The organism is Deinococcus aestuarii, assembly GCF_018863415.1.
In the GTDB taxonomy this organism is placed as follows: domain Bacteria; phylum Deinococcota; class Deinococci; order Deinococcales; family Deinococcaceae; genus Deinococcus; species Deinococcus aestuarii.
In genome coordinates this window covers 50,986-77,528 of record NZ_JAHKSN010000007.1, presented here as the reverse complement: position 1 = coordinate 77,528, position 26,543 = coordinate 50,986, and the positions used below count along the sequence as shown (strand labels likewise).

Here is a 26,543-nt window from a genome sequence, read left to right as displayed (position 1 = left end):
AGGGGCGGAAGGCAGAGGGCGCGGGCTTCCCGGGCGCCTTCTGCCTTCGACCCTGTGCCCTCCCACCGCTGCGGTAGAGTGCCCTCCCGATGGCCGACCCGTCCCCCTCCTCAAACGCCGCCTCTCCACCCGCACGCGAGGGGGTCACGCTCGTCGTGACGGAGTTCGTGCGGCCCCCTCGCGTGCGGGAATACGAGGCGTGGGCCTCCGACCTCCACGCCCGGGCCGCGCGGCAGCCGGGCTTCGTGGGGGTGCACGTGTTGCGGGGCCAGGACGGGACGCTGGCCGAGTACGTGACGCTGGTGCGCTTCGCCTCGCCGGGGGCGCTGGCGGCGTGGCGCGCGTCTCCCGACTATCAGGTGGCGCTGGAGCGGCTACCCGAGTTCACGGCGGGCGAGGTCGACTACCGCGAGTCGGTGGGGCTGGAGGCGTGGTTCGACCGCCCGGCCCGGCCCACCGCCGCGCCGCCCCCCTGGAAGAACGTGGTGCTGGGCTTCGCGGGCGTGTATCCCCTGATCCTGCTGTTCACGTGGCTGTGCCGTCCGCTCGTGCAGGGCTGGCCCTGGTGGGCGGCGATCCTGCCCTCGGCGCTGCTGGCGACCGTCTTCCTGAACTGGCCGGTGCTGCCGCTGCTCTCGCGGGTCTTGCGCGGATGGCTGTACCCCGAGCGCCGCTAGCCCTTCAGTGGTCCAGCCGGGCCAGGGCGCCGCGCATCGCCGGGACGGGATGTTCCACCACCGGCCCGTGACCGGGAGCGAGCCGGGCCGGGTTCAGGTCGGCGAGGCGGCGGGCGGTGGCGAGAGCGGTCGGCGCGTGCCAGGTGGCGAGGGCCGGGAAGGGGAAGAGTGGGCGGCGCTCGCTGACGACGGTCACGCCGCCGACGGCGTGGTAGGCGTCCCCCGCGATCAGGGTGCCGTCCCTCGTGTCGAGGAGGGCGATCTGGCCGGGGGTGTGGCCGGGCGCGGTGATGACCCGCAGGCTCCCTACCCGGTCGCCGTCGTGGAGGGGCTGCACGGGAACGGTGCTGGGACGCCAGCCACCGCGCAGGGGAGAGAGGGGCTCGTCCGGGTCAGGCTGCCTTTCGCCCCGGAGCAGGCGCACTTCCCGGGAGGAAAGCAGGACGGGAGCATCGGGCAGGGCCGCGTGCAGCGCGTCGAGGCTCCCGGTGTGGTCCACGTGCGCGTGCGTCAGGACGATGCGGCGGACGGGCTGCCCGAGCGTCCGAGCCGCCTTCAGGATGCCCGGCGCACTTCCGCCGATCCCGGTGTCCACCAGCGTCAGGCCGTCCTCCTCCCCCACCAGATAGACGTTGACGAGACCCAGACGGGCGAGCCGATGAAGATACGAACCGTGACGGGTGTGTCGCATGGAGCGCCTCCTCAAGGTGAACACTCTTCGCCTTGATATCGACCAGCGTAGGCCTTCAACCTTCCGTCGTCAAGACGTACACTGTTCGGCATGGTGTACCCGGCCAAGCTCAGCCCGGAGGCCATTCTCCAGACGGCCCTCGACCTGCTGGAGGGGGGAGGCGAGGGGGGGCTGAACATGCGGTCACTCGCCGAGCGGCTGGGCGTGCGCCCGAGCAGCCTCTACCGGCACTATCCCGACCGGGCGGCCCTGGTCGCGGCGCTGGAGGACCACGCGGCCCTGGGGCTGCACGAGCGGTTGCGGGAGGCGGCCCAGAGCCGTAGGCCGGGGGAGGCCCTGCGCGCCGCCGCCCACGCCTACCTGGACTACTCGCGGACGCACCCGCACCTGTATGGGCTGCTGCTCGCCCCGCGTCCGCCCGCGCCCGCGGGTCCCGGCCCGGGCAAGGACCTGTGGAACCTGGTGCTGCGTCTCGTCGGTGCGGTGACCGGAGACGCGGACGACACGGCGGCGGCGGTCGCGTACTGGGCCTTCCTGCACGGCTACGTTCAGCTCGAACGCAGCGGGGGGTTTGGGCTGAGCGGTCCGCGCGGCGGCTTCGAGCGCGGGCTGGAGGCGCTGATCCGGGGTCTTTCGCCTCCCTTCCCATAGCAAAGGGGACGAGGGCCACCTCTCCCCCGCCCCCTCGCCCTGCGCCTCAGTCCGCGGGCGTCGCCACCAGATCGGTCCCCTCCTCCCCGGCGGGCAGGTGGCGCCGCACCTCGCGCATGGCGCTGTGGATGACGCCGAGGGCGAGGCTCATCGTGAGCATGGAGGAAAAGCCGTAGCTCACCAGGGGCAGGGGCACGCCCGTCACCGGGAAGATGCCCGCCGCGACGGCGAGGTTCACGAAGGCCTGCCCGACGACCATGAACATCGCGCCCGTCGCCAGGATGGTGGCCCCGTGAATCTGCGGGGTCATCGGGCGCACGCGGGCGGCGAGCTGCGAGACCTGGAGGGAGGTGGAGACGATCAGCCAGTACGCGAACAGGAGCATGGTGACGCCCAGCAGGCCCGAGGAAAAGCCCACCGAGGCGACCACCATGTCGGTGTGGGCGGCGAAGTACCAGTAACGGGGACCGTCCGGGCCCAGGCCCCACAGCCCGCCGAAACTCAGGTCGCGGTGGGCCATGCCGATCTGGTCGAGGCCGACCTCCAGCCCCTCGGCGCGGTTCACGTGCCCGAAAAAGCGTTCGAGGATGTAGGGGTGCGTCTCCAGGTAGCGCCCCGCGAAGGGGATGGCGACCAGCCCCAACGCGAGCAGGAAGCCCGTGATGTTGGTAATCCGCACCCCGGCCGCGTACATCAGGATGATGCCCAGCCCGAACATCAGGACGCTGGTGCCCAGGTCGGGTTCGAGCAGGACGAGCGCCGTCGTGCAGACGATCATCAGGGTCGCGCTGATCAGCTTGTGCTGCACGCCCCGCCGCGAGAAAAAGGACGCGAGTTGCAGCACCAGCCCCAGTTTCGCCAGCTCGGAGGGCTGGAAGCGCACGGGCCCGAACTCCAGCCAGCGTTTCGTGCCGGGGCTCGTCTCGGTGCCCTGCCCGACGAAGAGGGTCAGGATCAGCAGCGCCAGCGTGCACAGCCAGAAGGGCGTCGCCAGCCGCAGGAACACGCCGGGCCGCAACCGCGCCACCAGAAAGGTCAGCCCCAGCCCGATCAATGCCTTGCTCCCGTGGTCCACGATCAGGTCGGGGCGGGCCGTCGCCACCCCCAGCAGCCCCAGCGTCAGCAGCAGGACCTGCGCGATCACCAGTTGGGTGCTCATGCCTCCACCTCCTGATGGGTCAGCGACCGCGCCGCCCACGCGAAGCTCTCCCCGCGCGCCTTGTAGTCGCGGAACAGGTCGAAACTCGTCCCGACCGGCGCGAGCAGCACCGTGCCCCGCCCGCCCGCTCCTCCCAAGGCGGCGAAGCCCAGCGCGGCGGCCCGCCGCATCACCTCGTCCCCGTCCAGCCCCGGCTCGAAGGGAAGGAGGTCGAAGGGGAGACCGAGGGCCTGCGCCATCTTCCCCCCGTCCTCCCCGAAGGCGATCACCCGCACGACCCGGCCCCGCGCCGCCTCCCGCAGCGGAGCGAGGTCGGCCCCCTTGTCCCGCCCGCCGACGAGCCAGGCAATCGGAGGCGTGGCGCGGGTGAGGGCCGCTTCCACCGCGAGGGTCCGCGTGGCGATGGAATCCTCGATAAACCGCACGTCCCCGACCCGCGCGACCGTCTCGAAGCGGCCCGCGACCGGACGGGCGGTGCGGAGAGCGTCGGAAAACGTTTCCATTTCGGCTGCGCGCCCAAGCCTCTGAAGCAGCGCCTCGGCGGCGAGGACGGCGGCGGCGGCGTTGGCGGGGTGGAGGCCCTCGGGAAGGTCGGCGGCGGGCAGGACTTCCCGGCTGTCCGCGAGCGCGATCCGGTCGGGGGGAAAGGTCCGCACGGTGGCGCGGGTGGGCACCTCCAGCCCCGCCGGGAGGACGAGCACATCCCCCTCCTCCTGCCCCGCCGTGATGTTGCGCTTGGCCGCGTGATACGCCTCCACGGTGCGGTGGCGGTCGAGATGGTCCACGCCGAGGTTCGTGATGACGGCAACGGGCAGGCGCAGGCCGGGCACCCGCTCCAGTTGGAAGCTCGACAGCTCGACGACGCCGACCTCCGCCTCGTCCACCACGTCGAGGAGGGGGGGGTCGATGTTGCCGCCCTCGCGCGCGTTCAGGCCGCACGCCCGCAGCAGGTGGGCGGTCAGGACGGTCGTGCCCCCCTTGCCCGCCGTGCCGGTGATCCCGACGAGCGGGAGGTGGGGGCGCCTGCGGGCGGCGAGGGCCACCTCCCCGATGATCTCCGCCCCGCGCGATGCGAGCGCGAGCAGGTCGGGGTGGTCGATGGGCACGCCAGGGGCGGCCACGACCGTCCCGTACGTCCCCGCCACGTCGCCGCGCGCGAAGCCCAGTTCCCGCATGAGCGCCCCGTCCTCGTCCGAGGGCCGCGCGTCGTGCCACTCGGCCGTCAGTCCCTCGCGCGCCAGAAACCGCGCCACCCCCCGCCCGCTTCGCCCCAAGCCGTACAGCAACACCTTTCGCCCCCCGTTCACGCCCCCAACATAAGGGAAAGACCAAGGGCCGCGGCCGGAAGGGTGAGCGCCGCGACCTTTCCAGCTAAGCTCTGGACATGCTCTCCCCGCCGAACGCCGAGGTCGGCGCGTTGCTGGACCGCCTGGGCGCGGATATTCGGCACGCTCTGGGTGACCGTCTCGTCGGCCTGTACCTCTACGGCTCGCTCGTGGCGGGCGACTTCGACCCCGAGCGCAGCGACGTGGACCTGCTCGCGGTCCTCTCCTCGGAGGTCGGTGAGGAGGACGTGGAGGAGCTGAACCGGATGCACGCGCGTCTCGTAGAGGATTTCCCCGCCTGGAACGACCGCATCGAGGTCGATTACCTGCCGCTCGCCGCCCTGCGGACCTTCCGGACCGAGCCCGGCGTGATGATCCGGATTAGCCCAGGAGAGCCGCTGCACCTCCTCAACGCCGGGCCGCATTACCTCGTGAACTGGTACCTGGCCCGGCAAAGCGGAGTCACGCTGTTTGGCCCGCCGCCGGGGGAGGTCATCCCCGAGATCACGCGGGCGGAGTTCGTGGCGGGCATCCGGGGACACGTCGGCGCCTGGCCCGGGTGGGTGACGGAGATGCACCACCCCGGCGGGCAGGCGTACGCCGTCCTAACCCTGTGCCGCGCGCTCTACACGACCACCCACGGCGAACAGCTTTCCAAGCGGCGGGCGGGGCTGTGGGCCCAGGAACGGCTGCCGGAGTGGAGTTCGCTGATCGGCTGGGCGCTGGATTGGTGGTACGGAGGCGGGCTCCAGACACCCGACCAGGACCACTTCGCACAGACGGCGCGCTTCGTGGAGGACGTGGCGGGACGGATCGCCGCCCTCCCGAGCTGGCAGGACCGCTCCCCCTGACTACCGCACCCGCACTCCCTTCGTCGCGGGCTGCTTGCGAACCCACGCGACGAACCTTTGCACGTCCTCGTGGGCGAGGAGCGCGTCCACGCTGTTGTACTCGCCCGCCAGCTCGGCGTTCGTGAAGGTGCGGTGGAGGAACTTGTGGCAGGCCGGGCACAGGGGCACGGTGGGCAACTCGTGAATCTTGACCCCCTGTCGCCGCCCCTGCGACTTGGGAACGAGGTGGTGTTCGGTGAGGACGGGAGTCTCGCGTCCGCACAGGCCGCAGCGCTCGGGCTCGGCGGGCGGCGGAGGCCAGTTGGACTCGGGACGGCGGCGGGACATCGGGGAGGATGATCGCGGGTGGGAGGCGGAAAAACCGGGTGGGGCGTTACGGGGGCGGGAAGCAGACTCCGGAGCTACCGTGTGGGCATGTCCTTCCCCCGAACACATCTCCTCGCACGCGCCGTCATCGAGCAGGACGGGCATATCCTCCTCGCCCAGGCAAGCGGTCATACCAACACTTTCCTGCCCGGTGGGCACCTCGAGGCTGGGGAGGGGCTGGCGCGGTGTCTGACGCGGGAACTGTTCGAGGAGACGGGGCTCGGTTTCTCGGTCGGGGCCTTTCTCGGTGTCGTGGAGCATGAATGGCGGGATAAAGACGGAGGTGTCCACCACGAGATCAACCATCTCTTTGCCGCGACCTGCGAGGGACTCAGCCGTCGTCAGGCCGTGAGGGCACGGGAGGCGCACCTGACTTTCGAGTGGGTCTTCCTCGACCAACTGGACGCCCGACAGCTCGAGCCCTCACCTCTGCGCGCGCTGCTCACCCGGGGGCGGACACCCGGCGCGTGGTTCGCCTCGACCCTCCCGAACCCCGGCCCCGAGACGCGATGAGGCGGGAAAAAGGCCGAGAAAGACAACGCTGACCCCGCCTCCCACTCACAGCTTCGTGAGCTTCGGGTACTTCAAGATCGCCTCGTCCTCGCTGAGGAACTCGCCGGGCGCGTCGGGGCTCCAGACGACCTCGGCGCGGATCAGGTCGCCGGGGCTGACCGAGCTGATCGCACCCAGGGCGGCGCGGGCCTCGGCAGCGGTCGTGACTCCGGCGGGCGGCAGCGAGGCGAGGGCGTGCGCGGCCACCGCGATGGTGACGGCGAGGTAGAGGTCGGTGCCCTCGCCCTGGAAGGTGTAGTCGCCCCGCTGCTCGAAGCCGGTGTTCACGTCCCGGTTCTGGTAGTTGCTGGTGGTCTGCTCGGTGAAGGCGGCGCGGGCCTCGGTCGCCCAGGCGCCCACCTGACTGTCGGCGGCGCTCGCGGAGCCCTGGGCGCGCTCGACGTTGCCGTACACCCAGCGCTCGGGGTGGCGCAGGGCCACCAGGGCGGCCTCCTGAAGCATCCGGGCGAGACCCTCGTTCGTGTCAGGGTCGCCGCTCTGGGCGACGCGTTGCAAGGAGCGCTTCACCTCGTCGCCCTCGGCCATCAGGATCTGCACGGACACGGCCTGCGCGGTGCCGCTGAGGCTGCCCAGGCCCCCGCCGCCCAGGGTCTGCGCCCCGCCCCCACCCAGACTGCGGCGCATGAAGCCCACCACCGAGAAGACCACCAGCCCGAAGAGGAGCAGGCCGATCAGCCCGAAGCCCCCGCCCCCGTAGCCGTACCCTCCCCCACCGACGATGACCGGGCCGCCGCCCCCGACGATCACGGGCCCGCTGCTGTAGCCGCCGCCCGGGAAGCCGCCGGAGTAGCCTCCCCCCCCGCCGCTGTACCCGCCCCCCGCCGAGCCTCCCCCGCCGCCCGCGCTGCCCCCGAAGCCCCCGCCCGACTGCGCGCCCGCATGGCTCAGCAGGATCAGGGCGGCGAGGCACAGGGCGAGGGTGGCGAGGAGGACCAGGGCGCCCCGCAGGGTCTTGGGGGAGAGGCTCGGCATACTGGCCCCAGTGTAGGGGCTGGGCACCCCGGATGCCTTCCAGGGCGTGAAGTTTCGGCCAAGACCCGTCTTCTTCCCCGGGGGGCGCGCCGTACACTGCCCCCCATGAGCGGCGAGACGGGCGGGGGGCAGACGATAGAACTGACGCAGGCGCAGTGGGAGACCTTTCTGGCGGGCCTGTACGAACGGGACGACCAGCTCCAGCGCCGCGTGCCGGGGACCGGGTACCCCCCCGAGGAGGCGGTGGACGCCTACGTGCTCAGCGGCCACGCGGAGGCCCTGCGCAGCGCGGAGGTGGAGGGCGACGTGTGGGGAACCCTCTTGGATATCGAGGAGGAGGCCGGGGACGAGGAGGAGGCGTGGGCCAAGATCGTCGCCTTCTACCTCGACCGGGGGTGCGTCCTCGTGCGGGTGCAGGACGCCCAGGAGCCCGAGGAGTGGCTGCTCGCCGACGGGCTGGCCGGGCGGCTGGGGCTCCCCGAGGCGGCGAAAGGGCCGTGAATCCGGCCTGAACCGGACCTCATCCGCCCCCGGACGGGGGGGACTAGGCTGACTTCCATGTCCGATACTCATGAACGCCACTTTCCCCTCAAACGCCTCCTGTTGCTGGGTGCGCTGATCGGCGCGGGGGCCTATTACCTCAGCCGGGAGCAAAACCGCCGGGCCCTCGACCAGAAGCTCGGCGAGCTGGGCCTCAAGGACGCCGCCGAGAACGTGGGCGAGAGCGTGGCCCAGGGCTGGGAGAAGACGAAAGGCGCCGCCGTGAGCGCCGGTCAGGTGATCGCCGAGAAGGCGGGCGAGGTCCAGCAGGCCGCCGCCTCGGGCGGAGCCGAGGCCGGGGTGGACCGCGCGAAGCAGGTCGCCGACGACGTGAAGGCCGCCGTGGCCCAGGTGGCGGGTGAGGCGAAGGACGCGGCGGGCGACGTGGCCGCCACCGCCGGGCGCGAGGCGAAGGACGTGAAGGGCGAGGTGAAAGACGCCGCCGGAGACGCCAGTGACGCCGCCCGGCAGGCCGCCGAGCAGGCCCGGAGCAAGGCGCAGGACGTCGCCTCCGACGTGAAGGCCGCCGCCCAGAACGCCAAAGACGACGTGCGGCAGGGCGCGGGCCAGGCCAGGGACAAGGCCCAGGACCTCGCGCAGGAGGCCAAGGCCACCGCGCGGGACGTGAAGTCGGACGTGCAGCAGGGAGCCCGGCAGGCAGGGGCGGACGTGAAGGACGCGGCCCAAGGCAATGCGGGCCACCTCCAGCAGGTCACGCAGGACCTGAGGATGGGTGAGCAGAGCGGCGCCACCGTTCCCTCCTCCGCCCAGCAGGCCAAGAGCGACGCCCAGGCCGCCGTGAGTGGCGCGACGGTCGAGGTCAAGGACGCGGCGCAGGACGCCAAGGCGGGCGCTCAGAGCGCGGCGAACAAGGCGCAGAACGCGGCCCAGGACGTGAAGAAGGACCTGAAGAACACGGCCCAGGACGTGAAATCCGACGCCAAGAACGCCGTGCAGGACGCCAAGCGCAACCTCTGAGGGCTCGGCGACCCCGCTCAGGAACCTCCTTTCGCGGGGGGTTCCTTTTCGTTCCCCCGTTCGCCCGACCGTGACGTTCACCGCGCCCCCCTTCCCGGCACGCGGGTAGACTCCCCCCATGACGCGCCGCGACAACGAGACGGGTGGGCGCACGGGGACGCTGGAACGCACCGAGACGCAGAACCAGACGCAGCGGCCCCGGCTCTACCGCGTGCTGCTGCTCAACGACGACTACACGCCGATGGAGTTCGTGGTGCGGGTGCTGACGCGCTACTTCCGCAAGTCGGGGCCGGAGGCCGAACTCATCATGCTCGCCGTCCACCACAAGGGACAGGGGGTGGCGGGCGTCTACACCCGCGACGTGGCCGAGACGAAGGTCGCCCAGGTCACCGCCCACGCGCGGCGCGAGGGGCACCCCCTGATGACCGTCGCCGAGCCGGAGCCGGGCGAGTGAGGAGACGGGAATGATCGGAGACCACCTGCAAGTCACCATCGGCCGCGCCGCCGACTACGCCCGCGAGGCCGGGCACGAATACGTCACCCTCGAACATCTCCTCCTGGCCCTGACGCACGACCCGGAGGCGCGCGAGGCTTTGATCGCCGTCGGGGCGGATGTCGAACGGCTGCGGGGCGAGCTGGAGGACGTGCTCGCCGAGTACGAGGCCGTTCCCGGGGCCGAGCCGGACTTCACCCTGGGCGTGCACCGGGTCGTGCAGGGCGCCGTGCTGCAACTCCACGCCAGCGGCAAGGGGAACCAGACGGCGGACGGCGCGCGGGTCCTCGTCGAACTGCTCGAAGAGGAGGACTCGCCCGCCCGCGCGGCCCTGGAGGCGCAGGGCGTCACCCGGCTCGACGTGCTGGGCTACGTCTCCCACGGCACGGCGAGGGTGGCGGGCCGAGAGCGCGAGCGGCACACGGCGGGCGTGGACGGCGAGCCGAGCCCTGAGACCACGGAGACCGCCCAGAACCCCCTCGAAGCCTACGCGACCGACCTCACCGCCGGGGCGCGGGCCGGGGAGTTCGACCCGGTGATCGGGCGCGAAGGAGAGCTGGAGCGCACCGTCCATATCCTCGCCCGCCGGGTGAAGAACAACCCCGTCCTCGTGGGCGAGCCGGGCGTAGGCAAGACCGCCCTCGCCGAGGGGCTGGCGCAGCGGGTCGCGGACGGGAGGGCGCCGGGCTTCCTGAAGGACGCCTCCGTCTACGCCCTCGACCTCGGCGCCCTGCTCGCCGGAACGCGCTACCGGGGCGACTTCGAGCAGCGGCTCAAGGCCGTCCTCGCCGCACTCGACGGGCAGAACGCGGTCCTCTTCATCGACGAGCTGCATACGCTGGTCGGCGCCGGGGCGACCGAGGGGGGCAGCGTGGACGCGGCGAACCTCCTCAAGCCCGCCCTTGCGCGGGGACGGCTGCGGGTGCTGGGAGCGACGACGCCGGGCGAGGTCCGCTACCTGGAGAAAGACCGCGCCCTGTGGCGCCGCTTCCAGACCGTCGAGGTGCCCGAGCCGTCCGAGGAAGACGCCCTCGCCATCCTGCGGGGATTGGCACCCGGGTATGCCTCCCACCACGGGGTCACGTACACGGAGGGGGCGCTTGACGCCGCCGTGCGCCTCTCCGCCCGCCACCTGCGCGACCGCTTCCTGCCCGACAAGGCCATCGACGTCTTGGACGAGGCGGGGGCGGCGCGCTCCTCCACCGGCCAGGGCGGCGAGATCACCGAGGGAGACATCGAGGCGACGGTCGCCCGTATGGCCCGCGTGCCCGTCGGCGCCGTGAAGGCCGAGGAGGTCGGCTCCCTCGCCACGCTGGAGGCGGACCTGGGGGCGCGGGTCTTCGGGCAAGGCGCCGCCGTGAACGCAGTCGCCAGCGCGGTCAAGCTGGCGCGGGCTGGGCTGCGCGACCCCCAGAAGCCGCAGGGGGCCTTCCTCTTCGCCGGGCCGACCGGGGTGGGCAAGACCGAACTCGCCCGCGCGCTCGCCGACAGGCTCGGCATCCACCTCGCCCGCTTCGACATGAGCGAGTACCAGGAGGCGCACACCGTCGCGCGGCTGATCGGCGCCCCTCCCGGCTACGTGGGCTTCGACCAGGGCGGGCTGCTCACCGACGTGGTGGCGAAGAACCCGCACGCGGTCGTCCTCCTCGACGAGATCGAGAAGGCGCACCCGGACGTGTACAACCTCTTCCTGCAACTGATGGACCACGGCACCCTCACCGACCACACCGGCAAGAAGGTGGACGGTCGCGGCCTGATCCTGATTTTCACGACGAACGCCGGGGCCGCCGACGCCTCGCGCCCCGCCCTCGGCTTCTCGCGGGAGGGCCGCGCGGGCGAGGAGGCCGAGGCGGTGAGGCGCACCTTCACCCCCGAATTCCGCAACCGCCTCGACGCGGTGATCCACTTCCGCCCCCTCGCGCCCGAGGTCATGGCGAGCGTGGTGGACAAGTTCCTGCGCCAATTGGAGGCGCAACTGGGCGAGCGCGGCGTCGTGCTGACGGTCACGCCCGCCGCCCGCGCTCTGCTCGCCAAGCTCGGCTACGACCCGCAGATGGGCGCTCGACCGCTTGCCCGCATGATCGAGGAGCGGGTGAAGCGTCCGCTCGCCGACGAGCTGCTGTTCGGGCGGCTGAAGGACGGGGGCGCGGTGACGGTGGACGCCCAAGGAGAGGGGTTCAGCTTTGGGGCGGGGTAATCGTGGTCTCCTTCTCCCCTCGTGGGAGAGGGCCGGGGTGAGGGGGCGTGTGACCGGCGCCGACGCCTGGAAAATGCCTTCCCCCGTCCACGGGCTCCTTCACGCCGCGACGGTTCACCCCCACCCGGCCTCCCCCCTCAAGGGGAATGGGCAAAGCTCCAACGTCTGAACCCGTGAAAGATCGGCTAAGAGTGCGGCAGGCGAGGACAGAAACTTTCCTCATCGAGTTCGGGCCGCGCCACGCATTCGGTCGCGTCGAAGTTCGAGGCGTGGCTGAAGAGGAACGTAGTGTAGGCAGGTCACACCCGCTCCACCGCCCACCTTGGGTGCAGCCGCACCGGCTTCAGCCCATACGCCGTGACGTACCCGGGCAGGCGGCGCAGGCCGGGCAGCCCGTGCAGCACCCGGATCAGGGTGGTGGGAACGTGGAGCTGGGCCCCCGTGTGAATCCCCACCACCTCGCGCTCCTGGATAACCTGCTGCCCCTGAAGCACGGCGATCTGCCACGCGCGCTCCCGCTGCACCCGCGCGAGGTGCCGGGGCCGCACCCACCCCGAGCGCAGGGGACCCGAGAGCACGTTGGCCGCCGCCACTGCGTCCTGCACGGCCATGTTGATGCCCATGCCGCCGATGGGGGAAATGGGGTGCGCGGCGTCCCCAATCAGGAGCAGGCCGGGCCGCCACCAGCGCCGTACCCGCGCCACCTCGACCGCGAGGAGGTGCAACTGGGTCCACTCGGTCAGCAGCCCCACCCGGTCGGCCAGCCAGGGGATCGTCTCGGCCACGGCTTGCCGGATGGGACCCACGCCGTGTTCCCGCGCCTGCCCGTAACTGTCCTTGCGGATGGAGTACCCCACCTGCCAGCGTTCGCCGTGGTCGGTGGTGACGATGCAGTGAGGGCCGCCGAGGTGCAGGTCGATGCTGCCGCCGGGGTCGTCCTCACGCCGGGGCAGGGCGAACCACAGCACGTCCTGACCCGGTGAGAGGCGCCGCAGGGTCAGACCCGAAAGCGAGCGCACCTTGGAAAACCGCCCGTCCGCCCCCATCGTGAGCCGCGCGGGGAGGTCGTGCAGGGTGCCGCCCTGCCGGTAGCGCACGCCCGTCACCCGGCCACCTTCCTCCAGCAGGCCCTCGACCCGGGCGCCCATGACGACCCGGGCGTGCCCATACCGTCCCAATTCCCCGGCGAGGAAGGTCAGGAAGCGGGCCTGGGCCATCACGGTGAGGTAGGGATAGGGCGTGCGCAGGCACGAGAAGTCGGCGATGACCTGGGTGCGCGCGGGCGTGATGAAGCGGGCGCGGTGGGCGCGGGTATGCGCCAGACGCAACAGGGGCTCGGCGAGGCCGAGCCCCTCGAGGAGTTCCATGATCGCGGGGTGGAGGGTATCGCCCCGGAAGGAACGCTCGAAGTCGCGGGCCGCCTCCAACACCGTCACGGCGATGCCCTGGCGCGCGAGGAGCAGGGCCAGGATCATCCCCGCCGGGCCGCCCCCCACGATGCACACGTCTCCCTCTCCGAACAGCATGGCGGGCATTCTGGCGGGAAGGGGAAACCGCGGCTGTAGGGAATGACGCCGGTTCGCGGGGAGGGGCGGCTTGCGCTCCCCTTAAGACTGGGCCCCCGGCTGCACTCGCTCGAACGCCCCCGGATAGAGGGTGACGAGCCCCGCCGCGTCCACGGTGAGCTCCGCCGCGTAGCCGCTTTCCAGATTCTCGTAGCGGTACGTGTGGTCACCCAGCCGGGTATAGCGTTGCCGGACGGCCCGCACCCCCAGCTCGGGCACGCCCACCCACGCGGCGAGAACCACGGCCCCCGCCCCTAGGGGCAGGTTCAGGCGGCGCAGGGGCAGGGTGTTCGTGAAGGGGGTGGCCTGGATGTCGATGTCGGTGCAGCCCGTCAGCTCGGGGAGAGGCCGCCCGTGGGCGTCGCTCCAGCCGCCGTCCCAGGCCCGGCGCAACTGGAGGGTGGGGCCGTCCACCACCCGCAGGGTCGTCAGGCGGGGATATCCCTCCGGGTCGATCTCCACCACGTAGCCCAGGGTGAACAGCACGCCGCCCGTTCGCGCGACGACCGTGCCACGTGCCCGCGCGGACTCGAGCCGCAGGTGTTCCAGGCTCTCCCCGCGCGGGTCGAGGCCGCGCCACAGCACGTCCACCCCACCCGTCACGTCTATTGGCCCGCCGCCCCGGGCTTCTCGCCCCGGAAGACGTCGCGGCCCTGGACGGGCGTCAGGCGCACGACCTGTCCCGTGCGGGCGCTCTCGTAGATCGCGTCCATGATGCGGTGGTCTTGCACGCCCTCCTCGCCGGGGGTCCACGGCGCCCTGCCGTCGCGCACCCGCTGGGCGAAGTGGTCGAACTCCAGGCCGAACTGGTCCTCGTCGGGGAGCTTGGGTTGGAAGTCCCCCTTCTGGTCGGAGATGGTCAGGCTCAGGCCCTGGTAGGTGAAGGCGGGGTCCATCAGCACGGTGCCCTCCTCGCCGAGGACGCGCAGGGTGGCCGTCTTGTGGATGCCGTAGCTCGTCAGGCAGTTGGCGACGATGCCGCCCGGGAAGCCCAGCATGAAGCTCACCGACTCCTCGACCTCCCGGAAGCGCTCGTCGTCTTCCGGCCGGTGCAGGGTGGCAAAGACCCACTCGGGCTCGGTGCCGAGGACGAAGCGCACGGTGTTCAGGCTGTAGATGCCCACGTCGGGGAGGGGACCGCCACCCGCCAGGGCCATCCTCATGCGCCACGCCTCCGGGTCGTCCTCCGACTGCCCGTGGACGCTATCGAGGAGCTTGACCTCGCCGAGCCTGCCCCCCTGCACGGCCTCGCGGGCGGCCCAGTGCTGGGGCGTGTACTGGCAGCGGTAGGCGGTCATCAGCAGCACGTTCGCCTTCTTGCAGGCGTCCACCATCGCCTGCGCCTCCTCCGCGTTCACCGAGAGCGGCTTCTCGCACAGGACGTGCTTGCCCATCCGCGCGGCCCGCTCGGTGAAGTCCCGGTGCAGGCTGTTGGGCAAGACGATGTAGACGGCCTCCACGTCCTCGCGGCCCCCCAGGTCCTCGAAGCGTTCGTAGGTGTACACGTCCTCTTCGGTGAGGTCGAGCGCCCGGGCGTAGGCGCGGCCCTTCTCCTCGTCGTCGGTAACGAGGGCGGCCACGCTCGCGTGCTCGCTCGTGCGCGCGGCGGGGATAAGTTCCTCCACGCTGAGTTGCCCGAGGCCGACGATGGCAAAGCCCACGCGGCGCGTCTCGGATTCGGGAAGGGGCAGGTCCGGTTTCAGGGGCATGGCTGCACCGTAAGCTCGCCGGATGGTCCTGCCGACCGGGCACGATGAGCGGGCCTTTACCGTTCGGCCTCCCCCGCGCCGTTCGGGCGTGTCAGGCTGTCCGGGCATGACCGCCCCCCTCCAGATCCGCCCCGCCCGCCCCTTCGACGCGGCCTTTGCCGTGCCGCTCATGCAGGCGACCATCGGGAGGATCGGGCTCGCCCTCACCGGAGCGGAGTCGGACACCGGGGCGGCGCGGGTGCTGCTGGGCTTCTTCCCGCTGCGGGACAACCGCCTGAGCCACACGCACACCCTGATCGCCGAGGGCCCGGGGAGGCCGCTGGGGCTGGCGGTGGCCTACCCCGGCTCGGAGGCGCAGGCGCTCGACGCCCCCTTCCGCGAGCGGCTGCGGGCCCTGGGCCTCCCGGACCGCATCGACCCCGAGGCCACGCCGGGCGAGCTGTACCTCGACACGCTGGCGGTGGTCGAGGAGGCGCGCGGGCAGGGCGTGGGAGGGCGGCTGCTCGGCGCGGTGGCGGCGCGGGCGCGCGAGCTGGGCCTGTCGCGCGTGGGGCTGCTCGCCGGGGAGGCGAATCCGGCCGCCCGCCTCTACGAGCGGCACGGCTACCGGGCGGCGGGGGAACGGGTGGTCGCGGGGGGGCGCTACCGGCACCTCGTCCTGGAGCTGACCTGAGCCCGGGCGCCTCCCGGCTTCACCGTCGGTTGACGCACTCCCCTGCGCCGCCGCGCACCCGTTACGGTGGGGCATGACCCCGCTCGACCGGCTCACCCTGCTCGGCATCGGCCTCTACCGGCGGCGGCTCTCGCCCCGCAAGGGCTTTCGCTGCGCGCACGCCGCACTCCACGGCGGCGAGTCGTGCTCGGCGGCGGTGGCCCGCATCGTGCGCGAGGACGGGGTGATCGGGGGCCGCGCCCGCGTCGCCGCCCGCTTCGGGGAGTGCCGGGCGGCCCACCGCGCCCTGCACTCGGGCTCACCCCTCGCCCTCGGGACGAACGGGCCGCGCGTGCGGGGGCTGTGCTGCTGCGGGCCGGTTCCCATTCCCTTCCGCTGCGGCTGACGCTTTCCGAGCCGCCACGCACTCGGGCCGCGTCCACGGGAGCCCAGGTCAGGCGAGCCGACCGCGCAGGCCCGGACTGCGGCCCAAACTGTGGCATGGTAGGCCCGATGTCGTCCGACCCCCCCCACGTCACCCTGCGCGACCGCCAATCCCGGGACATGCCCGTCCTCACCCGCTGGCTGACCGACCCGGGGGCCGAGTGGCGCCGCTGGGACGCGCCCTACTTCCACGCCGACACCACGACGCAGACCATGCAGGCCTACGTCGCCCACCTCGCGGGGAGCCCGCCCGACCCCGACGAGCAGGTGATCGACGTGGGGGGCGAGTGCGTGGGCATGGTCAACCGCTCGGAGGAGCCCCCGGAGGGCGGCGGCTGGTGGGACCTCGGCATCCTGATCTACGACCCCCGGCACTGGGGCGGCGGGGTGGGCACGCGGGCCCTGGGCCGCTGGGTGGCCGACACCTTCATCTGGACGGACGCGCACGTCGTCACCGTCACGACCTGGGGCGGCAACGAGCGCATGATCCGGGCCGCGCGGCGGGTGGGCTTCCGGGAGTGTATGCGGGTGCGGGGGGCGAGGGTCGTGAACGGGAGGCGCTTTGACAGCGTGCGCCTCGACCTGTTGCGGGACGAGTGGGAGGCGGGCGCGGGGCGGTAGGGTAGGGGGGTGAGGGCCCCCCCACCTGTCTCCCCCGTCCCGGCCATGAGCCCGCGCCCGTCCAAGTCGCCCAGGCCCAAGGGCCCGCCGCCCCTCAACCCGCCCGGCTTCCTGGCGACCCAGGACCTCAAGGAGCGGGGGTGGACGCCGCGATTGATCGAGAAGTTCCTCGGCGAACACGACGCCAAGCGCGAGAATGGCCTCAAGATGGGCCGCCGCCGTCTCCCCCCCGTCAAGCTCTACCGCGAGGAGCGCGTGGTGGAGGCCGAGCGGGACGAGAACTTCCTCGTCGCCCAGGCCCGCGCTGCCGACGCCCGCGAACGGGCCGAGCGCCGCAGGGAGGTCCGGCAGGCCGAACGCGACGCCCTCCTCCGCGCCGCCGCCGAGACCTACACCCCCGCCATCCACCCCGAGCCGCTGCGCAAGGGGGCCGTCCGCCTCGCCCGCGATCCTTACCTTTCCGGGCTGGAGGCCACCCTGACCCACCTGATCGGCGAGATCGGCAAGGTCACGGCAGCGGAGGAAGCGACCCTGCGCGCCCTACTGATGGAGCGGCTGCACGCCGCCCTGGCCGCCACCTACCCCTGGTATCCGGCCCCCGACGCCGCGAAGGCCAGGAAGACGGCCAGCCGCGAGGCGAGACCCAGCGACTGGCGGAAGTGGGAGTGGGACTGAGGGAAGCTTTTAGCCATCAGCGGTCGGCCAAAAGCAGCGAGGGCGCCCCACTCCCCCAGGGCGCCCTGCTGACTGCTGAAAGCTGACGGCTGACCGCTTACCGCAGCAGTTCCACAGCCTTTTTCAGGATCGCGTCGCCCTGCGTGTCCACCACGGCCTCGCCCTGGGTGGTCGAGCGGGTGGGGCGCTTGACTTCGGCGGTGTAGGTGAACTTGCCGTCCTTGTCGGCGGTGACGGTCACGGGCTTGCCATCCACGGTCAAGGTGAGCTTGGCATTCGCCGTGAGGCCGCTGCCGCTGAAGTTCAGGGGCGTGGTGTAGCGGGTGTCGGTCACGACCACATCCGGGGTGATGCCCTTCTTGTGAATCTGGCGCCCCGCCGGGGTCAGCCACTCGCTGTTGACGATGGCGACCTTGCCGCCGTCGGCCGTCTCGAAGGGAAGCTGCGCCACGCCCTTGCCGAAGGTCTGCTCGCCGACGACGGTCGCGCGCTTCATGTCCTGGAGGGCCCCCGCGACGACCTCGCTCGCCGAGGCGCTGTTCTTGTTCACGAGGACGACGAGCCTCCCCGCATAGTCGCTCGCACTCGTGGTGGCCGGGTCGTAGACCTCGGTGCGGCCGCTGCGGTCGCGCAGGCTGACGATGGTGCCCTTGCCCAGGAACTGGTCGGCCACGTCGGTGCCCGCGCCCAGCAGCCCGCCGCCGTTGTCGCGCAGGTCGAGGATCAGCTTTTGCACGTTCCGCTTTTTCATGTCGGCCACCGCCGCGCGGAACTGCTCGCTCGCCTTCTCGTTGTAAAAGGTGTTCAGGGCGATGTAGCCGACGCCCCCCGGCAACACCGTCTGCTCCACGCTGACGACCGTCACGGGCTGGCGCTCCATCCTCACCGTGTAGGGCTTGCCGCCCCGCGCGAAGGTCACGTTGACGGTCGTGCCCCGCTGACCGCGCACGAGCCGCACGATCTCGTTGAGCTTGCTCGTCAGGACCTCGGTGTCGCCGATCTTCACGAACACGTCGCCGATCTGCACCCCGGCGTTCGCGGCGGCGCCGCCCTTGAACACGTTGTCCACCTTGCCGCCCGTGCCGTCGGGGTTGGCGCCCACCAGGGTCACGCCGATGCCGTAGAACTCCCCGGCGAGGTTCTGGGCGTCGATGGCGTTGTCGGCGGGCTCGGAGTAGTACGTGAACTCGTCGCCGAGGCTGCCGAGCGCCCCGTTGATCGCGCCGCGCAGCACCTTCTCGTCGTCCACCGGGTAGAGGTAGAAGCGGTCGAGGCCGCCGAGCACCTGAAGGAGCGCCTGGCCGGTCTTGGATTTCGTCAGTTCCGATTCGGTGTAGCCGCCGAGCTGGGCGTACCCCACGGCGGCGGTCGCGGCGAGGGCCCCGGCCACGAGCGTCATGCGTTTGCGGTTCACGGGGTCAGAATAGGGTGGGCGGGTGAAGACCGTTTGAGTCCCCTGTTACCAGCCTGAGACCCCACCCGGGGCCCGCCGTCATGAGGCGCCCTTCACGGTTTCCTGAAGACGGTGGGCTATCCTGGGCCGCGAGCATGACGCGACCCTTCCCCCCGCGCCGCCGCGCCGTCCCCGCCCGGAGGCGCGCATGATCGAGTTCCGCCACGTGACGCTGGAGTATCCCGTCACCCGCACCCTCGCGCTCGACGACCTGAGCCTGTCGGTGGGCAAGGGCGAATTCGTGTACCTCGTCGGGCACTCGGGGGCGGGCAAGAGCAGCTTCATGAATCTGGTGCTCAAGCGCGCCCTGCCCACCCGGGGCGAAATCCGGGTCGTCGGCGAGCCGCTGGCGCGCTACCGGGGCCGCCGCACCGCCCTGCTGCGCCGCCGCATCGGCACCGTCTTCCAGGAAAACCTGCTGCTGGAGCACCTCAACACCCAGGACAACGTGGCCTTTACCCTGCGCGTGACGGGCGTGCCGCAGCGCGATTGGGCGCCCCGGGTCAACGCGGCCCTGCGGACCGTGGGCCTGGAGCACAAGAAGCACGCCCTCCCCGTCCAGCTCTCCCAGGGCGAGCAGCAGCGCGTCGCCATCGCCCGCGCCATCGTCAGCGACCCGCCCCTGCTGCTGGCCGACGAGCCCACCGGCAACCTCGACCCCGAGAACGGGCGCGAGGTCCTCAAGGTCCTCCAGAACGTCAATCTGCGGGGCACCACCGTCATCGTCGCCACGCACGCCCGCGAGCTGGTGGAGACCTTCCGCCACCGCACCCTGACCCTGCGCAAGGGCAAGCTGGTGCGGGACGATCCCTACGGGGGGTACGCGCTGTGAGGACGGGGGCGTGAGCTACCACCTCCGACAGGCCCTCCTCGCCATGCGCGGGAACCTCACGGCCACCTTCGCCACGCTGATGACGATGACCCTCACGCTGCTGATGCTGGGCTTCGTGCTGCTCCTCACGCTGAACGTGAACCGCACGCTCTCTCAGCTCGAATCGCAGGTGGAGGTGGCGGCCTTTCTGCGGGAGGGGGCAGACGGGCCGCTGCTCCTGACCCAGGTGCGGGCGCTGCCCCAGGTGCGCGAGGCGACGCTGGTGACGAGCGAGCAGGTGCTCAACGAGATGACGCGCGACTACCCCTACGCGCGGGACGCCGCCGAACTCGCCGGGAACCCCTTTCCCGACACGCTGCGGATGCGGGTGTCGCGGGTGGAGGACTCGCGCGCCGTCGCCCGGGCGGTGGGGACCCTCGCCGGGGTGGAGGACGTGGAGTACGGCGCCGGGTACGTGGACCAGACGGTGCGGACGCTGACCGCCGTGCGCGGGGCCGGGTACGCGCTCGTGGGGCTCCTCCTGCTCGGGACCCTCTTCAACATCCTCAACGCCGTGCGGGTCGCCATGTACGCGCGGCGCCAGGAGATCAGCGTGATGCGGTTGCTCGGGGCCACGCGGGGCTTTATCCGGATGCCGCACGTCATCGAGGGGCTGATCCTGGGCGTGACGGCGGCGGCGCTCGCCCTGGCGCTGCTGACGCCGACGTACCTCGAACTCGCGGAGCGGGTGGGGCTCTTCGCGCCCGTGTTCCCGGTGGTGCGCGACCTGCCCACGCTGCTGCCGATCCTGGGGGCGGTGGGGGGGCTCGGCGTCGTGATCGGCCTGTTCGGCAGCCTCTTCGCGTCCCGCCGCTACCTGCGGGAACTCGAATGAGACCGCGCTGGGCCCTGCCCGCCCTGCTCTCAGCGGCGCTCCTCGCGGGCGCGCAGACGACCAGCGAGCGGCTGGAGAACTTGCAGCGCCAGTTGCAGGAGCAGCGGCGGCTCGGCGCTGGACAACGACAGGAACTCGAACGCCTGCGCGCGAACATCCAGAACCTGACGGCGCAGCAGCGGCAGACCCTGACCCGGCTCGACACGCTCGCCGGGAACGTCGCCGACCTGGAGAATCAGGCGGCGACCCTGGCGGCGCGGGTGGCCCTGGCCCAGCGGCAACTGGACGACACGACGGCCCAGCGTGACCTCACCGAGAAACGGGTGGTCCGGCTCCAGGGGGACGTGCGCGCCCTGCTGGGGGCCCTCTACCGCGAACGCAGCGGGCGGTATCTCCAGCTCCTCTCGCAGTCGGCCAACCTCTCGGACCTCCTGATCCGGCTGCGGTACGCCAACCTCGCCGGGCAGCACGACATCGAGGTCATCGAGACGCTGCGGGGGGCGGTGCGGACCCTCGCCGCACAGCAGACGCAGCAGCGGCAGCAGACGGCGACCCTCCGGAGCCTCCAGACCGAACGCCTCGCCCGCCTGGAGGACCTGCGCGACCGCCGCGCCGAGCAGCAGACCCTCCTCGCCACCTTGCGCCGCAGCGAGCAGGGCCAGCGTGCCCTCGCCGTGCAGACGCAGGCGGAGCAGGCCCTCACCGCCCGGACCATCGACCAGCTCGTCGGGGCCGTGGTCAAGGAACGCGCCCGCCTGGAGGCCGAGCGCCGCCGCCGCCTGGAGGAGGAGCGCCAACGCCGCGAGGCCGAGTTGCGCCGCATCCGCGAGGCCCAGGAACGCGCCCGGCAGGAGGCGTTGCGGCTGGCCCGGGTGCGCGCCGAGCAGGAACGGCAGGCCCGCCTCGCCCGCGAACGCGCCCGCGCCGAGGCCGAGGCCCGCGCCCGCGCTCAGGCGGAGGCCAGAGCGCAGGCAGCACGCGAAGCGGCCCTCGCCGCCCAGCGCCAGCGGGAAGCGCAGCTCCGCAGCGAGCAGGCCGCCCTCAGCCAGCGGCAGGATCGGGTGCAGCAGGAGGCGGCGCAGGTCGAGCGGCAACTCGCGCCCCTGCCGAGCGTCAGCGGCCCGGTCGGCTTCCCCCTTCCCGGCGGCAGCGTCACCCAGCCCTACGGCGCGAACGGGGCGCAGTGGGTCGTGCTCGGCGCCCCCGACGGAAGCTCCGCCGTCGCCGCCCTCGACGGCAACGTGATCGCCACGACCTACTACGCCAGCCTGGGCTGGGTCGTCCTGCTCGACCACGGCCCCACCGTCACCGCGTACTTCGGCCTGCAAGATGCGCGGGTGGGCGTAGGGGAACGGGTCGCACGCGGCACCCCCCTCGGCTCGGTGGGCGGCAGCCCCATCTTCGGGCCGGGGCGAATGGCCTTTCAGGTCAACAGCGTGAGCGGGGGGAGTCGCAGGCCGGTGGCGCCGCCGTTTTGAGCGCACGTTTCAGAAAGACCCTCACGGAAGGGAAAGTACGCTGGGACGGCTGCGCCGTCCACCCCCTCCCAACCTCCCCCACAAGGGGGGAGGGGCAAAAGCAGCTTCACCTCTGACATGAGGCACAACTGACATCTTGCAGTTTAGGTATCGAGGGCAGGCTGGCAAGAACCGGGCGGTTCTCGTTTGTACCCAAAAAGCGTCGCCGAGCGCTCCACTTGGAGTTGAAAGCACTCGACGCCTTCGAGCACGCACTTCCCGCCCTTGAGAGCTACCTGCAAGATATCAGTTGAAATACAAGCATGCCTTCCCTACGTTCTTGACGACCACCAGCGTTACCGCACCCGGAGCAGAGAGGATGAACATGGCAAGGATCACACCGTTACAACCGCCGTACGAGACCCCGGCGGGTGAAGAAGTAAAGCAGATGTTTGGCGAGCAGACCCCGTACGTCCTGTTCACGACGATGGCGAGCAGCGAGCGGGCTTGGGCCAAGTTCCGCGCGGGCTCGTTGCTGGATGGCCGACTTCTGTCCCTCCGGGAACGGGAGATCATCATCGAACGAACCTGTGCTCGCACCGGCTGCGAGTGGGAGTGGGGCGTGCATGTGATGGTGTTTGCCGAGAAAGCAGGGTTGAGCCGCCAGGACGTCGCCGAGACTCTGCGGGTGCCTGCTGATCCTTCCAGGTGGTCGGCGAGCGAGGCCGCGCTGATCCGGGTGGTCGATGCGCTGCACGAGCGCTCAACTCTGTCGGATGAGGAGTTTGCCGAGCTGTCAGCGCACTACAACAGTGAGCAAATCCTGGAGATCATCATGCTGACCGGGCACTACCACACCATCTCCTACCTTGCTGCGGGCCTTGCTCTTCCGCTGGAGGACGGGGCGGCTCGGTTCGCGGATTACGAGGCGCTGGTTTCAAGCTGAACGGGTCGAGGCTCTGGCGTGGCTGTCGCCGCTGGAGGACCAAGGCGTCTCAGGTTGATCCTTGTTCGAACGGCCGAGGCCGATGCTCCGGGACACGTTGTGCACTGTGCGTGAGCCCAAGGTGCTGCTCGTGGGACATAGAGGACAGAAGGTCTGCACATAGCGTCTGGAACGCAATTCTTTTGGGTTTAGACCCCCAGATGGGGCCAAAAGCACGTCCCAGACGTCTTCTGCCGAAACTGCCAGATGTCAGACAATGCTGGATTTTTAAAGCCAGAGAGCGTGTGACTTGCAGCGCGCCTTTTGTGGAAAGAGTCGCCTCCGTTTCCAAGCGACAAGCAGCGGCCTACTCAGCTACACTCGCCCCTTGCCCCTCCCCCCTCCTCTCTGATACTCTCCTTCGGTGCGCTTCCGGTTGGCTGCTGCGGGCGCATGAGCCCCGCGACCTAGGCGGGAGACAACCCTCATCACCCCCAACCCGAGGCCCGGCCTCCAGAGGTACTTCCCAACATGGTCAAGATTCGCCTGTCCCGTTTCGGCTCCACCCACAACCCCCACTACCGCATCGTGGTCGCGGACGTGCGCCGTCCCCGCGACGGTGGCTACATCGAGAGCCTGGGGCACTACGACCCCCGCAAGAAGACCGAGACCTACCTGAAGATCGACGCCGAGCGCGCGGCCTACTGGCTTTCCCAGGGCGCCCAGCCCACCCAGACCGCCCGCCGCCTGCTCAAGTCGCAGGGCGTCAAGCTCGGCTGAGGCGACCAAGAACACGAGAAAGGGGCTCCTGCGGGGGCCTCTTTTTTGGCTTGTGGGGTGTAGGTCGTGGGTTGTGGGGGGGGCAGCCCTCTTCTCCCACACCCTACGGCCCACAGCCCACAACCTCTCCCCTACAATGCGCCCCATGAAGACCGACCCCGTGGAATTGACGCTCTTTCTGGCACAGAGCGTGGTGGACCAGCCCTCGCTGGTGCGCGCCTCCAAACGCGGGCCGACCGTGATCGTGCGGGTGGGGCCCGGCGAGGAGGGGCGGCTGATCGGGCGGCAGGGGCGCGTGATCCAGGCCATCCGCACCCTCGTGCGCGCGGCGAGCGATCCCCGCGAGCGCGTGAACGTGGACCTCGACGCGCCGCGCAAGTCGTGACCGCGCCGGAAGACACCACCCGCCTGGGGTACTTTCTGGCCCCGCACGGCGTTCAGGGCGGGGTGAAGGTCTACGTGCTGGGCGACCCCGCGCAACTGCTGGACCTGCCGCGCGTGTGGGTCGAGGGCCGGGGCTGGCTGCGGGTACGGCGCGCCGAGTCCGTGCCGCCCGGCGTGGCCCTGCACCTCGCCGGGGTGACGACACGGGAGGGGGCGGAGACGCTGCGGGACCTCAACGTCTATGCCGCCGACGCCGAGCTGCCCGGGCTGGAGGAGGGGAGCTACTACTACCACGAGTTGCGCGGTCTTCCCGTGCTGGGAGCAGACGGCGCGCGGCTGGGCGAGGTGCGGGACGTGCTGGACGGCGGGCACCAGGATTTGCTCGTCGTGATGCACCCGGGCGGGGAGGATTTCGTGCCCTTGCAGGCGCCGTACGTGGTCGTGCAGCCCGGGGAGACGGGCCGCCCCGGCGCCATCGCCCTGACGGAGGACGCGCCGGGGGGTTTGCTCGGGGAGGGCGCGGAGGAGGCGCGCTGAGCCTCTCCCCTCACCTTCCATGCTGACCTTTTCCTTCCTGACCCTCTTTCCCGAACTGCTCGCGCCCTTCGCCTCCGAGGCGATTCTGGGCAAGGCGGCGGCGCGGGGGCTGATCCACGTCAACCTCGTGAACATGCGCGACTTTTCGGGGAACAAACACGCGAAGGTGGACGACACGCCCTACGGCGGCGGCGCGGGCATGGTGATCCGGGTGGACGTGGCGGAGCGGGCTTTGAGCAGCCTCCCCCCCGCCGACGAGGTGATCCTCTTCACGCCCGCCGGGGAGCCCTTCACCCAGCGGACGGCGGAAGAATTCTCGACCAGGACGCACCTCGCCTTCCTGTGCGGGCGTTACGAGGGCTTCGACGCGCGGGTGGAGAGGCTCGTCACGCGGGAATTGAGCGTCGGCGACTTCGTGACCATGGGGGGCGAGGCGGCGGCAGTCTGCGTGCTGGAGGCGGTCGCGCGGCTGCGGCCCGGGGTGCTGGGCGACGAGGACTCGCACCGGGCGGATTCCTTTTCGAGCGGGCTGCTCGACTACCCGGAGTACACCCGCCCCCCCGAGTGGCGCGGCCAGAGCGTGCCCGAAGTCCTGAAGGGCGGAAACCACGGCGCGGTTGCAACCTGGCGGCGGCAGCAGGCCCTGGCGCGGACGCTCGCGCGGCGGCCCGACCTCCTCCCCGCGGCGGGGCTGACCCCGCAGGACAGCGCCCACCTCCTGACTCTGGGGGTCACAACGGAGCAACTGGCGGGGTGGGGAGCGCCCCCGCCGCCCGCCCCGAAGCGGACGCGACGGCCACGTTCCACGGCGGCCCCCGGGACGGAGGAGTGAGGGGCGATCCCGTCCCGGTGTGGCGGCCACAACTGTCGGAAATCGTGCCTATAGTCGAGCTTCTGTGATCCCCGCCTAGTTCGGCGTCCCGGGATGAGCGCAGCATGGGGAGCGAGATGCAGGTGCCCCTCTTTCCCCTTCCCAGCCTCGTCCTGTTTCCGGGACAGATGTTGCCGCTGTACGTGTTCGAGCCCCGCTACCGGGAGCTGCTGGCGCGCGTGCAGGCCAGCGGGGAACCTTTTGGCATCGTCCGCATCCGCTGGTCGAGCGAGGAGTCGCCCCTGCCCTTCCACGAGCGGGTCTCACGCCTGGGCACCCTGGCGCACGTCACCCGCGCCCAGCGCCACGAGGACGGCACGAGCAGCATCCTGATCGTGGGCGGCGAGCGCTTCACGGTGCAGGACTTCGACCTGTCGCACACCTACCTCAGCGCCGACGTGGCCCTCACCCCCCTGGAGCAGGGCCCCCTGGAAGAGTCCGCCTTGGACGCCCTCGCCCGGCACCTGCTCTCGGGCGTGGTGCGCCTGCACCCGGACGACGCCGAGGCGATCTTGGAAAACGCCCCCGGCGACCCCCTGCTCGTCGCCAGTTTTGCCGCCGCCCTGCTGCCCCTCACCCCCGAGCAGCGCGAGGAGGCGCTGGGCGCTCCCACCTTGCTCGACCGCCTGGAGGCGCTGCTGCGCTTCGTGCCGCTGGAGGCTCGGGAGTTGAATTAGGGCTGGACGCCGGGCGCGTCCGCACGAAAACGTCACCCGGTAGAGTGAGCGGGTCCCCCTACTCCGTCCCCCTCACCCCCGAGGTCCAGCCATGAACGTTCTGCTTCCCGGTCTCGCCGCCCTGCTCCTGGCCTCCCAGGCCGCTGACACCCGCGTCACCGTCCCCGGCACGGGGGTGAGCCTCGCCCTCCCGGCGGGCTTCGTGCCCATGCCCCCGGAGGTCGTCGCCCTGAAATACTCGCGCGGGGGCACTCCGCCCACCTCCGTGTACTCCACCCCCGGCCCGAGCTGGGCGGTCAACATCGCCTTTGCCGTGCGGGACGTTCAGTTGCCCCCGGGGGACCTCTCCCCCGCGCAGGCCGCACTCGAACGCTCGGTGCAGGGCACCCCGGGCTTCCGCTGGGTGAAGCACGGCATCGAGCGTGTGTCGGGCCGGGACTGGATCGTGCTGCAATTCTGGGTGAACGGCCTGGACCAGCCGATCTACAACCACCTGCGGGCCACGCGTGAGGGCAAAAAGACACTCCTCGTCACCGCCAACGTGACCAAGACGCTCTACCCCAAGTACGCGGCCCAGCTCGACGCGGCGATGAAGAGCCTGAAGTAGGCGCCCG

General features: G+C 71.3%; 31 protein-coding genes. 22 read left to right on the top strand and 9 right to left on the bottom strand.

The genetic code is table 11. From position 1 onward, the window contains the following. Positions 1 to 89 precede the first annotated feature (89 nt). Positions 90 to 677, top strand: coding sequence for an antibiotic biosynthesis monooxygenase (locus IC605_RS10885; RefSeq protein ID WP_216323276.1), 588 nt, complete (start codon positions 90 to 92; stop codon positions 675 to 677). Between the two features lie 4 nt (positions 678 to 681). Here IC605_RS10885 and IC605_RS10880 read toward each other — a convergent pair whose 3' ends face one another. After that, positions 682 to 1,368, bottom strand: coding sequence for an MBL fold metallo-hydrolase (locus IC605_RS10880; protein ID WP_216323274.1), 687 nt, complete (start codon positions 1,366 to 1,368; stop codon positions 682 to 684). Positions 1,369 to 1,458: 90 nt separating this feature from the next. Between IC605_RS10880 and IC605_RS10875 the strand changes: the two genes are divergently transcribed. Beyond that, positions 1,459 to 2,019 (top strand): TetR/AcrR family transcriptional regulator, encoded by a 561-nt coding sequence (locus IC605_RS10875; RefSeq protein WP_246580700.1) that lies wholly within the window; start codon positions 1,459 to 1,461, stop codon positions 2,017 to 2,019. A gap of 46 nt (positions 2,020 to 2,065) precedes the next feature. Here the strand turns inward: IC605_RS10875 and IC605_RS10870 are convergent, their stop codons facing one another. Next, on the bottom strand, positions 2,066 to 3,178 hold the full coding sequence (locus IC605_RS10870) for an FtsW/RodA/SpoVE family cell cycle protein (protein ID WP_216323272.1): 1,113 nt from the start codon (positions 3,176 to 3,178) through the stop codon (positions 2,066 to 2,068). Then, the gene (murD, locus tag IC605_RS10865; protein WP_343216581.1) at positions 3,175 to 4,485 is read right to left on the bottom strand and encodes a UDP-N-acetylmuramoyl-L-alanine--D-glutamate ligase; all 1,311 of its coding nucleotides are present in this window, start codon (positions 4,483 to 4,485) and stop codon (positions 3,175 to 3,177) included. The genes IC605_RS10870 and murD overlap by 4 nt, the downstream gene beginning before the upstream one ends. 77 nt (positions 4,486 to 4,562) lie before the next feature. Here murD and IC605_RS10860 point away from each other — a divergent pair, with 77 nt between their 5' ends. Then, positions 4,563 to 5,354, top strand: coding sequence for an aminoglycoside adenylyltransferase domain-containing protein (locus IC605_RS10860; RefSeq protein ID WP_246580699.1), 792 nt, complete (start codon positions 4,563 to 4,565; stop codon positions 5,352 to 5,354). Here the strand turns inward: IC605_RS10860 and IC605_RS10855 are convergent, their stop codons facing one another. Next, positions 5,355 to 5,681 (bottom strand): HNH endonuclease, encoded by a 327-nt coding sequence (locus IC605_RS10855; RefSeq protein ID WP_216323270.1) that lies wholly within the window; start codon positions 5,679 to 5,681, stop codon positions 5,355 to 5,357. It abuts the gene before it with no gap. A gap of 87 nt (positions 5,682 to 5,768) precedes the next feature. Here IC605_RS10855 and IC605_RS10850 point away from each other — a divergent pair, with 87 nt between their 5' ends. Beyond that, entirely contained in the window at positions 5,769 to 6,233 is a 465-nt protein-coding gene (locus IC605_RS10850; protein WP_216323267.1) for an NUDIX domain-containing protein, read from the top strand. Positions 6,234 to 6,278: 45 nt separating this feature from the next. On the opposite strand, the gene IC605_RS10845 is transcribed toward IC605_RS10850, so the two are convergent. Further along, positions 6,279 to 7,265 (bottom strand): DUF1517 domain-containing protein, encoded by a 987-nt coding sequence (locus IC605_RS10845; RefSeq protein ID WP_216323265.1) that lies wholly within the window; start codon positions 7,263 to 7,265, stop codon positions 6,279 to 6,281. 105 nt (positions 7,266 to 7,370) lie between these two features. Between IC605_RS10845 and IC605_RS10840 the strand changes: the two genes are divergently transcribed. The 4 genes from IC605_RS10840 to IC605_RS10825 all read left to right on the top strand — a co-directional run bounded on the left by IC605_RS10840 (position 7,371) and on the right by IC605_RS10825 (position 11,473). Next, complete coding sequence (locus tag IC605_RS10840) at positions 7,371 to 7,766, top strand: hypothetical protein (RefSeq protein ID WP_216323263.1); 396 nt, start codon at positions 7,371 to 7,373, stop codon at positions 7,764 to 7,766. Positions 7,767 to 7,823: 57 nt separating this feature from the next. Next, entirely contained in the window at positions 7,824 to 8,783 is a 960-nt protein-coding gene (locus IC605_RS10835; RefSeq protein WP_216323261.1) for a YtxH domain-containing protein, read from the top strand. A gap of 118 nt (positions 8,784 to 8,901) precedes the next feature. Continuing rightward, a complete protein-coding gene (gene clpS, locus IC605_RS10830; protein WP_216323258.1) occupies positions 8,902 to 9,237 on the top strand; it encodes an ATP-dependent Clp protease adapter ClpS in 336 nt (111 codons plus the stop codon). Positions 9,238 to 9,247: 10 nt separating this feature from the next. Further along, complete coding sequence (locus IC605_RS10825) at positions 9,248 to 11,473, top strand: AAA family ATPase (protein ID WP_216323255.1); 2,226 nt, start codon at positions 9,248 to 9,250, stop codon at positions 11,471 to 11,473. A gap of 299 nt (positions 11,474 to 11,772) precedes the next feature. Here the strand turns inward: IC605_RS10825 and IC605_RS10820 are convergent, their stop codons facing one another. From IC605_RS10820 to IC605_RS10810, 3 genes are all read right to left on the bottom strand, one after another. Continuing rightward, the gene (locus IC605_RS10820; RefSeq protein WP_216323252.1) at positions 11,773 to 12,999 is read right to left on the bottom strand and encodes an FAD-dependent oxidoreductase; all 1,227 of its coding nucleotides are present in this window, start codon (positions 12,997 to 12,999) and stop codon (positions 11,773 to 11,775) included. A gap of 81 nt (positions 13,000 to 13,080) precedes the next feature. Next, positions 13,081 to 13,641 (bottom strand): putative glycolipid-binding domain-containing protein, encoded by a 561-nt coding sequence (locus IC605_RS10815; RefSeq protein WP_216323249.1) that lies wholly within the window; start codon positions 13,639 to 13,641, stop codon positions 13,081 to 13,083. Between the two features lie 2 nt (positions 13,642 to 13,643). Further along, positions 13,644 to 14,747 carry a Gfo/Idh/MocA family protein gene (locus tag IC605_RS10810; RefSeq protein WP_216323245.1) on the bottom strand — a complete coding sequence of 368 codons (1,104 nt, stop codon included), beginning with the start codon at positions 14,745 to 14,747 and terminating at the stop codon, positions 13,644 to 13,646. A gap of 106 nt (positions 14,748 to 14,853) precedes the next feature. Between IC605_RS10810 and IC605_RS10805 the strand changes: the two genes are divergently transcribed. From IC605_RS10805 to IC605_RS10790, 4 genes are all read left to right on the top strand, one after another. Continuing rightward, positions 14,854 to 15,420 (top strand): GNAT family N-acetyltransferase, encoded by a 567-nt coding sequence (locus IC605_RS10805; protein WP_216323228.1) that lies wholly within the window; start codon positions 14,854 to 14,856, stop codon positions 15,418 to 15,420. 73 nt (positions 15,421 to 15,493) lie between these two features. Next, positions 15,494 to 15,805 carry a membrane protein insertion efficiency factor YidD gene (gene yidD / locus IC605_RS10800; RefSeq protein WP_216323225.1) on the top strand — a complete coding sequence of 104 codons (312 nt, stop codon included), beginning with the start codon at positions 15,494 to 15,496 and terminating at the stop codon, positions 15,803 to 15,805. A gap of 107 nt (positions 15,806 to 15,912) precedes the next feature. Continuing rightward, a complete protein-coding gene (locus IC605_RS10795; RefSeq protein ID WP_246580698.1) occupies positions 15,913 to 16,464 on the top strand; it encodes a GNAT family N-acetyltransferase in 552 nt (183 codons plus the stop codon). Between the two features lie 45 nt (positions 16,465 to 16,509). After that, the gene (locus IC605_RS10790) at positions 16,510 to 17,139 is read left to right on the top strand and encodes a hypothetical protein (protein WP_216323220.1); all 630 of its coding nucleotides are present in this window, start codon (positions 16,510 to 16,512) and stop codon (positions 17,137 to 17,139) included. Positions 17,140 to 17,236: 97 nt separating this feature from the next. On the opposite strand, the gene IC605_RS10785 is transcribed toward IC605_RS10790, so the two are convergent. Then, complete coding sequence (locus IC605_RS10785; RefSeq protein WP_343216580.1) at positions 17,237 to 18,553, bottom strand: S41 family peptidase; 1,317 nt, start codon at positions 18,551 to 18,553, stop codon at positions 17,237 to 17,239. A gap of 187 nt (positions 18,554 to 18,740) precedes the next feature. Here IC605_RS10785 and ftsE point away from each other — a divergent pair, with 187 nt between their 5' ends. The 10 genes from ftsE (at position 18,741) to IC605_RS10735 (ending at position 26,536) form a co-directional block, all read left to right on the top strand. Next, positions 18,741 to 19,424, top strand: a complete 684-nt coding sequence (ftsE, locus tag IC605_RS10780) for a cell division ATP-binding protein FtsE (RefSeq protein ID WP_216323217.1) — start codon at positions 18,741 to 18,743, stop codon at positions 19,422 to 19,424. Between the two features lie 10 nt (positions 19,425 to 19,434). Beyond that, entirely contained in the window at positions 19,435 to 20,298 is an 864-nt protein-coding gene (locus IC605_RS10775) for a cell division protein FtsX (protein WP_216323214.1), read from the top strand. After that, positions 20,295 to 21,776, top strand: a complete 1,482-nt coding sequence (locus tag IC605_RS10770) for a murein hydrolase activator EnvC family protein (RefSeq protein WP_216323211.1) — start codon at positions 20,295 to 20,297, stop codon at positions 21,774 to 21,776. The genes IC605_RS10775 and IC605_RS10770 overlap by 4 nt, the downstream gene beginning before the upstream one ends. 319 nt (positions 21,777 to 22,095) lie before the next feature. Next, positions 22,096 to 22,701, top strand: a complete 606-nt coding sequence (locus tag IC605_RS10765) for a carboxymuconolactone decarboxylase family protein (RefSeq protein ID WP_216323208.1) — start codon at positions 22,096 to 22,098, stop codon at positions 22,699 to 22,701. 510 nt (positions 22,702 to 23,211) lie between these two features. Then, positions 23,212 to 23,460 (top strand): 30S ribosomal protein S16, encoded by a 249-nt coding sequence (gene rpsP, locus IC605_RS10760; RefSeq protein ID WP_216323205.1) that lies wholly within the window; start codon positions 23,212 to 23,214, stop codon positions 23,458 to 23,460. Positions 23,461 to 23,605: 145 nt separating this feature from the next. Next, positions 23,606 to 23,845, top strand: a complete 240-nt coding sequence (locus tag IC605_RS10755) for a KH domain-containing protein (RefSeq protein ID WP_216323202.1) — start codon at positions 23,606 to 23,608, stop codon at positions 23,843 to 23,845. Further along, the gene (rimM, locus tag IC605_RS10750) at positions 23,842 to 24,381 is read left to right on the top strand and encodes a ribosome maturation factor RimM (protein ID WP_216323200.1); all 540 of its coding nucleotides are present in this window, start codon (positions 23,842 to 23,844) and stop codon (positions 24,379 to 24,381) included. Before IC605_RS10755 ends, rimM begins: the two co-directional genes overlap by 4 nt. Before the next feature lie 19 nt (positions 24,382 to 24,400). Continuing rightward, positions 24,401 to 25,213 (top strand): tRNA (guanosine(37)-N1)-methyltransferase TrmD, encoded by an 813-nt coding sequence (gene trmD / locus IC605_RS10745; protein WP_216323197.1) that lies wholly within the window; start codon positions 24,401 to 24,403, stop codon positions 25,211 to 25,213. A 104-nt stretch (positions 25,214 to 25,317) separates the two neighbouring features. Continuing rightward, entirely contained in the window at positions 25,318 to 25,929 is a 612-nt protein-coding gene (locus tag IC605_RS10740) for an LON peptidase substrate-binding domain-containing protein (protein WP_246580697.1), read from the top strand. A gap of 91 nt (positions 25,930 to 26,020) precedes the next feature. Beyond that, entirely contained in the window at positions 26,021 to 26,536 is a 516-nt protein-coding gene (locus IC605_RS10735; protein WP_216323194.1) for a hypothetical protein, read from the top strand. Positions 26,537 to 26,543 lie beyond the last annotated feature (7 nt).

Coding starts and splice junctions, on each gene's coding strand:
- IC605_RS10875 (WP_246580700.1), top strand. CDS start 1,459: ATGGTGTACCCGGCCAAGCTCAGCCCGGAGGCCATTCTCCAGACGGCC.
- ftsE (WP_216323217.1), top strand. CDS start 18,741: ATGATCGAGTTCCGCCACGTGACGCTGGAGTATCCCGTCACCCGCACC.
- IC605_RS10845 (WP_216323265.1), bottom strand. CDS start 7,265: ATGCCGAGCCTCTCCCCCAAGACCCTGCGGGGCGCCCTGGTCCTCCTC.
- IC605_RS10735 (WP_216323194.1), top strand. CDS start 26,021: ATGAACGTTCTGCTTCCCGGTCTCGCCGCCCTGCTCCTGGCCTCCCAG.
- yidD (WP_216323225.1), top strand. CDS start 15,494: ATGACCCCGCTCGACCGGCTCACCCTGCTCGGCATCGGCCTCTACCGG.
- IC605_RS10740 (WP_246580697.1), top strand. CDS start 25,318: ATGGGGAGCGAGATGCAGGTGCCCCTCTTTCCCCTTCCCAGCCTCGTC.
- IC605_RS10820 (WP_216323252.1), bottom strand. CDS start 12,999: ATGCTGTTCGGAGAGGGAGACGTGTGCATCGTGGGGGGCGGCCCGGCG.
- IC605_RS10840 (WP_216323263.1), top strand. CDS start 7,371: ATGAGCGGCGAGACGGGCGGGGGGCAGACGATAGAACTGACGCAGGCG.
- IC605_RS10850 (WP_216323267.1), top strand. CDS start 5,769: ATGTCCTTCCCCCGAACACATCTCCTCGCACGCGCCGTCATCGAGCAG.
- IC605_RS10810 (WP_216323245.1), bottom strand. CDS start 14,747: ATGCCCCTGAAACCGGACCTGCCCCTTCCCGAATCCGAGACGCGCCGC.
- IC605_RS10855 (WP_216323270.1), bottom strand. CDS start 5,681: ATGTCCCGCCGCCGTCCCGAGTCCAACTGGCCTCCGCCGCCCGCCGAG.
- IC605_RS10870 (WP_216323272.1), bottom strand. CDS start 3,178: ATGAGCACCCAACTGGTGATCGCGCAGGTCCTGCTGCTGACGCTGGGG.
- IC605_RS10880 (WP_216323274.1), bottom strand. CDS start 1,368: ATGCGACACACCCGTCACGGTTCGTATCTTCATCGGCTCGCCCGTCTG.
- IC605_RS10860 (WP_246580699.1), top strand. CDS start 4,563: ATGCTCTCCCCGCCGAACGCCGAGGTCGGCGCGTTGCTGGACCGCCTG.
- IC605_RS10835 (WP_216323261.1), top strand. CDS start 7,824: ATGTCCGATACTCATGAACGCCACTTTCCCCTCAAACGCCTCCTGTTG.
- IC605_RS10885 (WP_216323276.1), top strand. CDS start 90: ATGGCCGACCCGTCCCCCTCCTCAAACGCCGCCTCTCCACCCGCACGC.
- IC605_RS10825 (WP_216323255.1), top strand. CDS start 9,248: ATGATCGGAGACCACCTGCAAGTCACCATCGGCCGCGCCGCCGACTAC.
- IC605_RS10770 (WP_216323211.1), top strand. CDS start 20,295: ATGAGACCGCGCTGGGCCCTGCCCGCCCTGCTCTCAGCGGCGCTCCTC.
- IC605_RS10805 (WP_216323228.1), top strand. CDS start 14,854: ATGACCGCCCCCCTCCAGATCCGCCCCGCCCGCCCCTTCGACGCGGCC.
- rpsP (WP_216323205.1), top strand. CDS start 23,212: ATGGTCAAGATTCGCCTGTCCCGTTTCGGCTCCACCCACAACCCCCAC.
- IC605_RS10755 (WP_216323202.1), top strand. CDS start 23,606: ATGAAGACCGACCCCGTGGAATTGACGCTCTTTCTGGCACAGAGCGTG.
- IC605_RS10790 (WP_216323220.1), top strand. CDS start 16,510: ATGAGCCCGCGCCCGTCCAAGTCGCCCAGGCCCAAGGGCCCGCCGCCC.
- IC605_RS10795 (WP_246580698.1), top strand. CDS start 15,913: ATGTCGTCCGACCCCCCCCACGTCACCCTGCGCGACCGCCAATCCCGG.
- clpS (WP_216323258.1), top strand. CDS start 8,902: ATGACGCGCCGCGACAACGAGACGGGTGGGCGCACGGGGACGCTGGAA.
- trmD (WP_216323197.1), top strand. CDS start 24,401: ATGCTGACCTTTTCCTTCCTGACCCTCTTTCCCGAACTGCTCGCGCCC.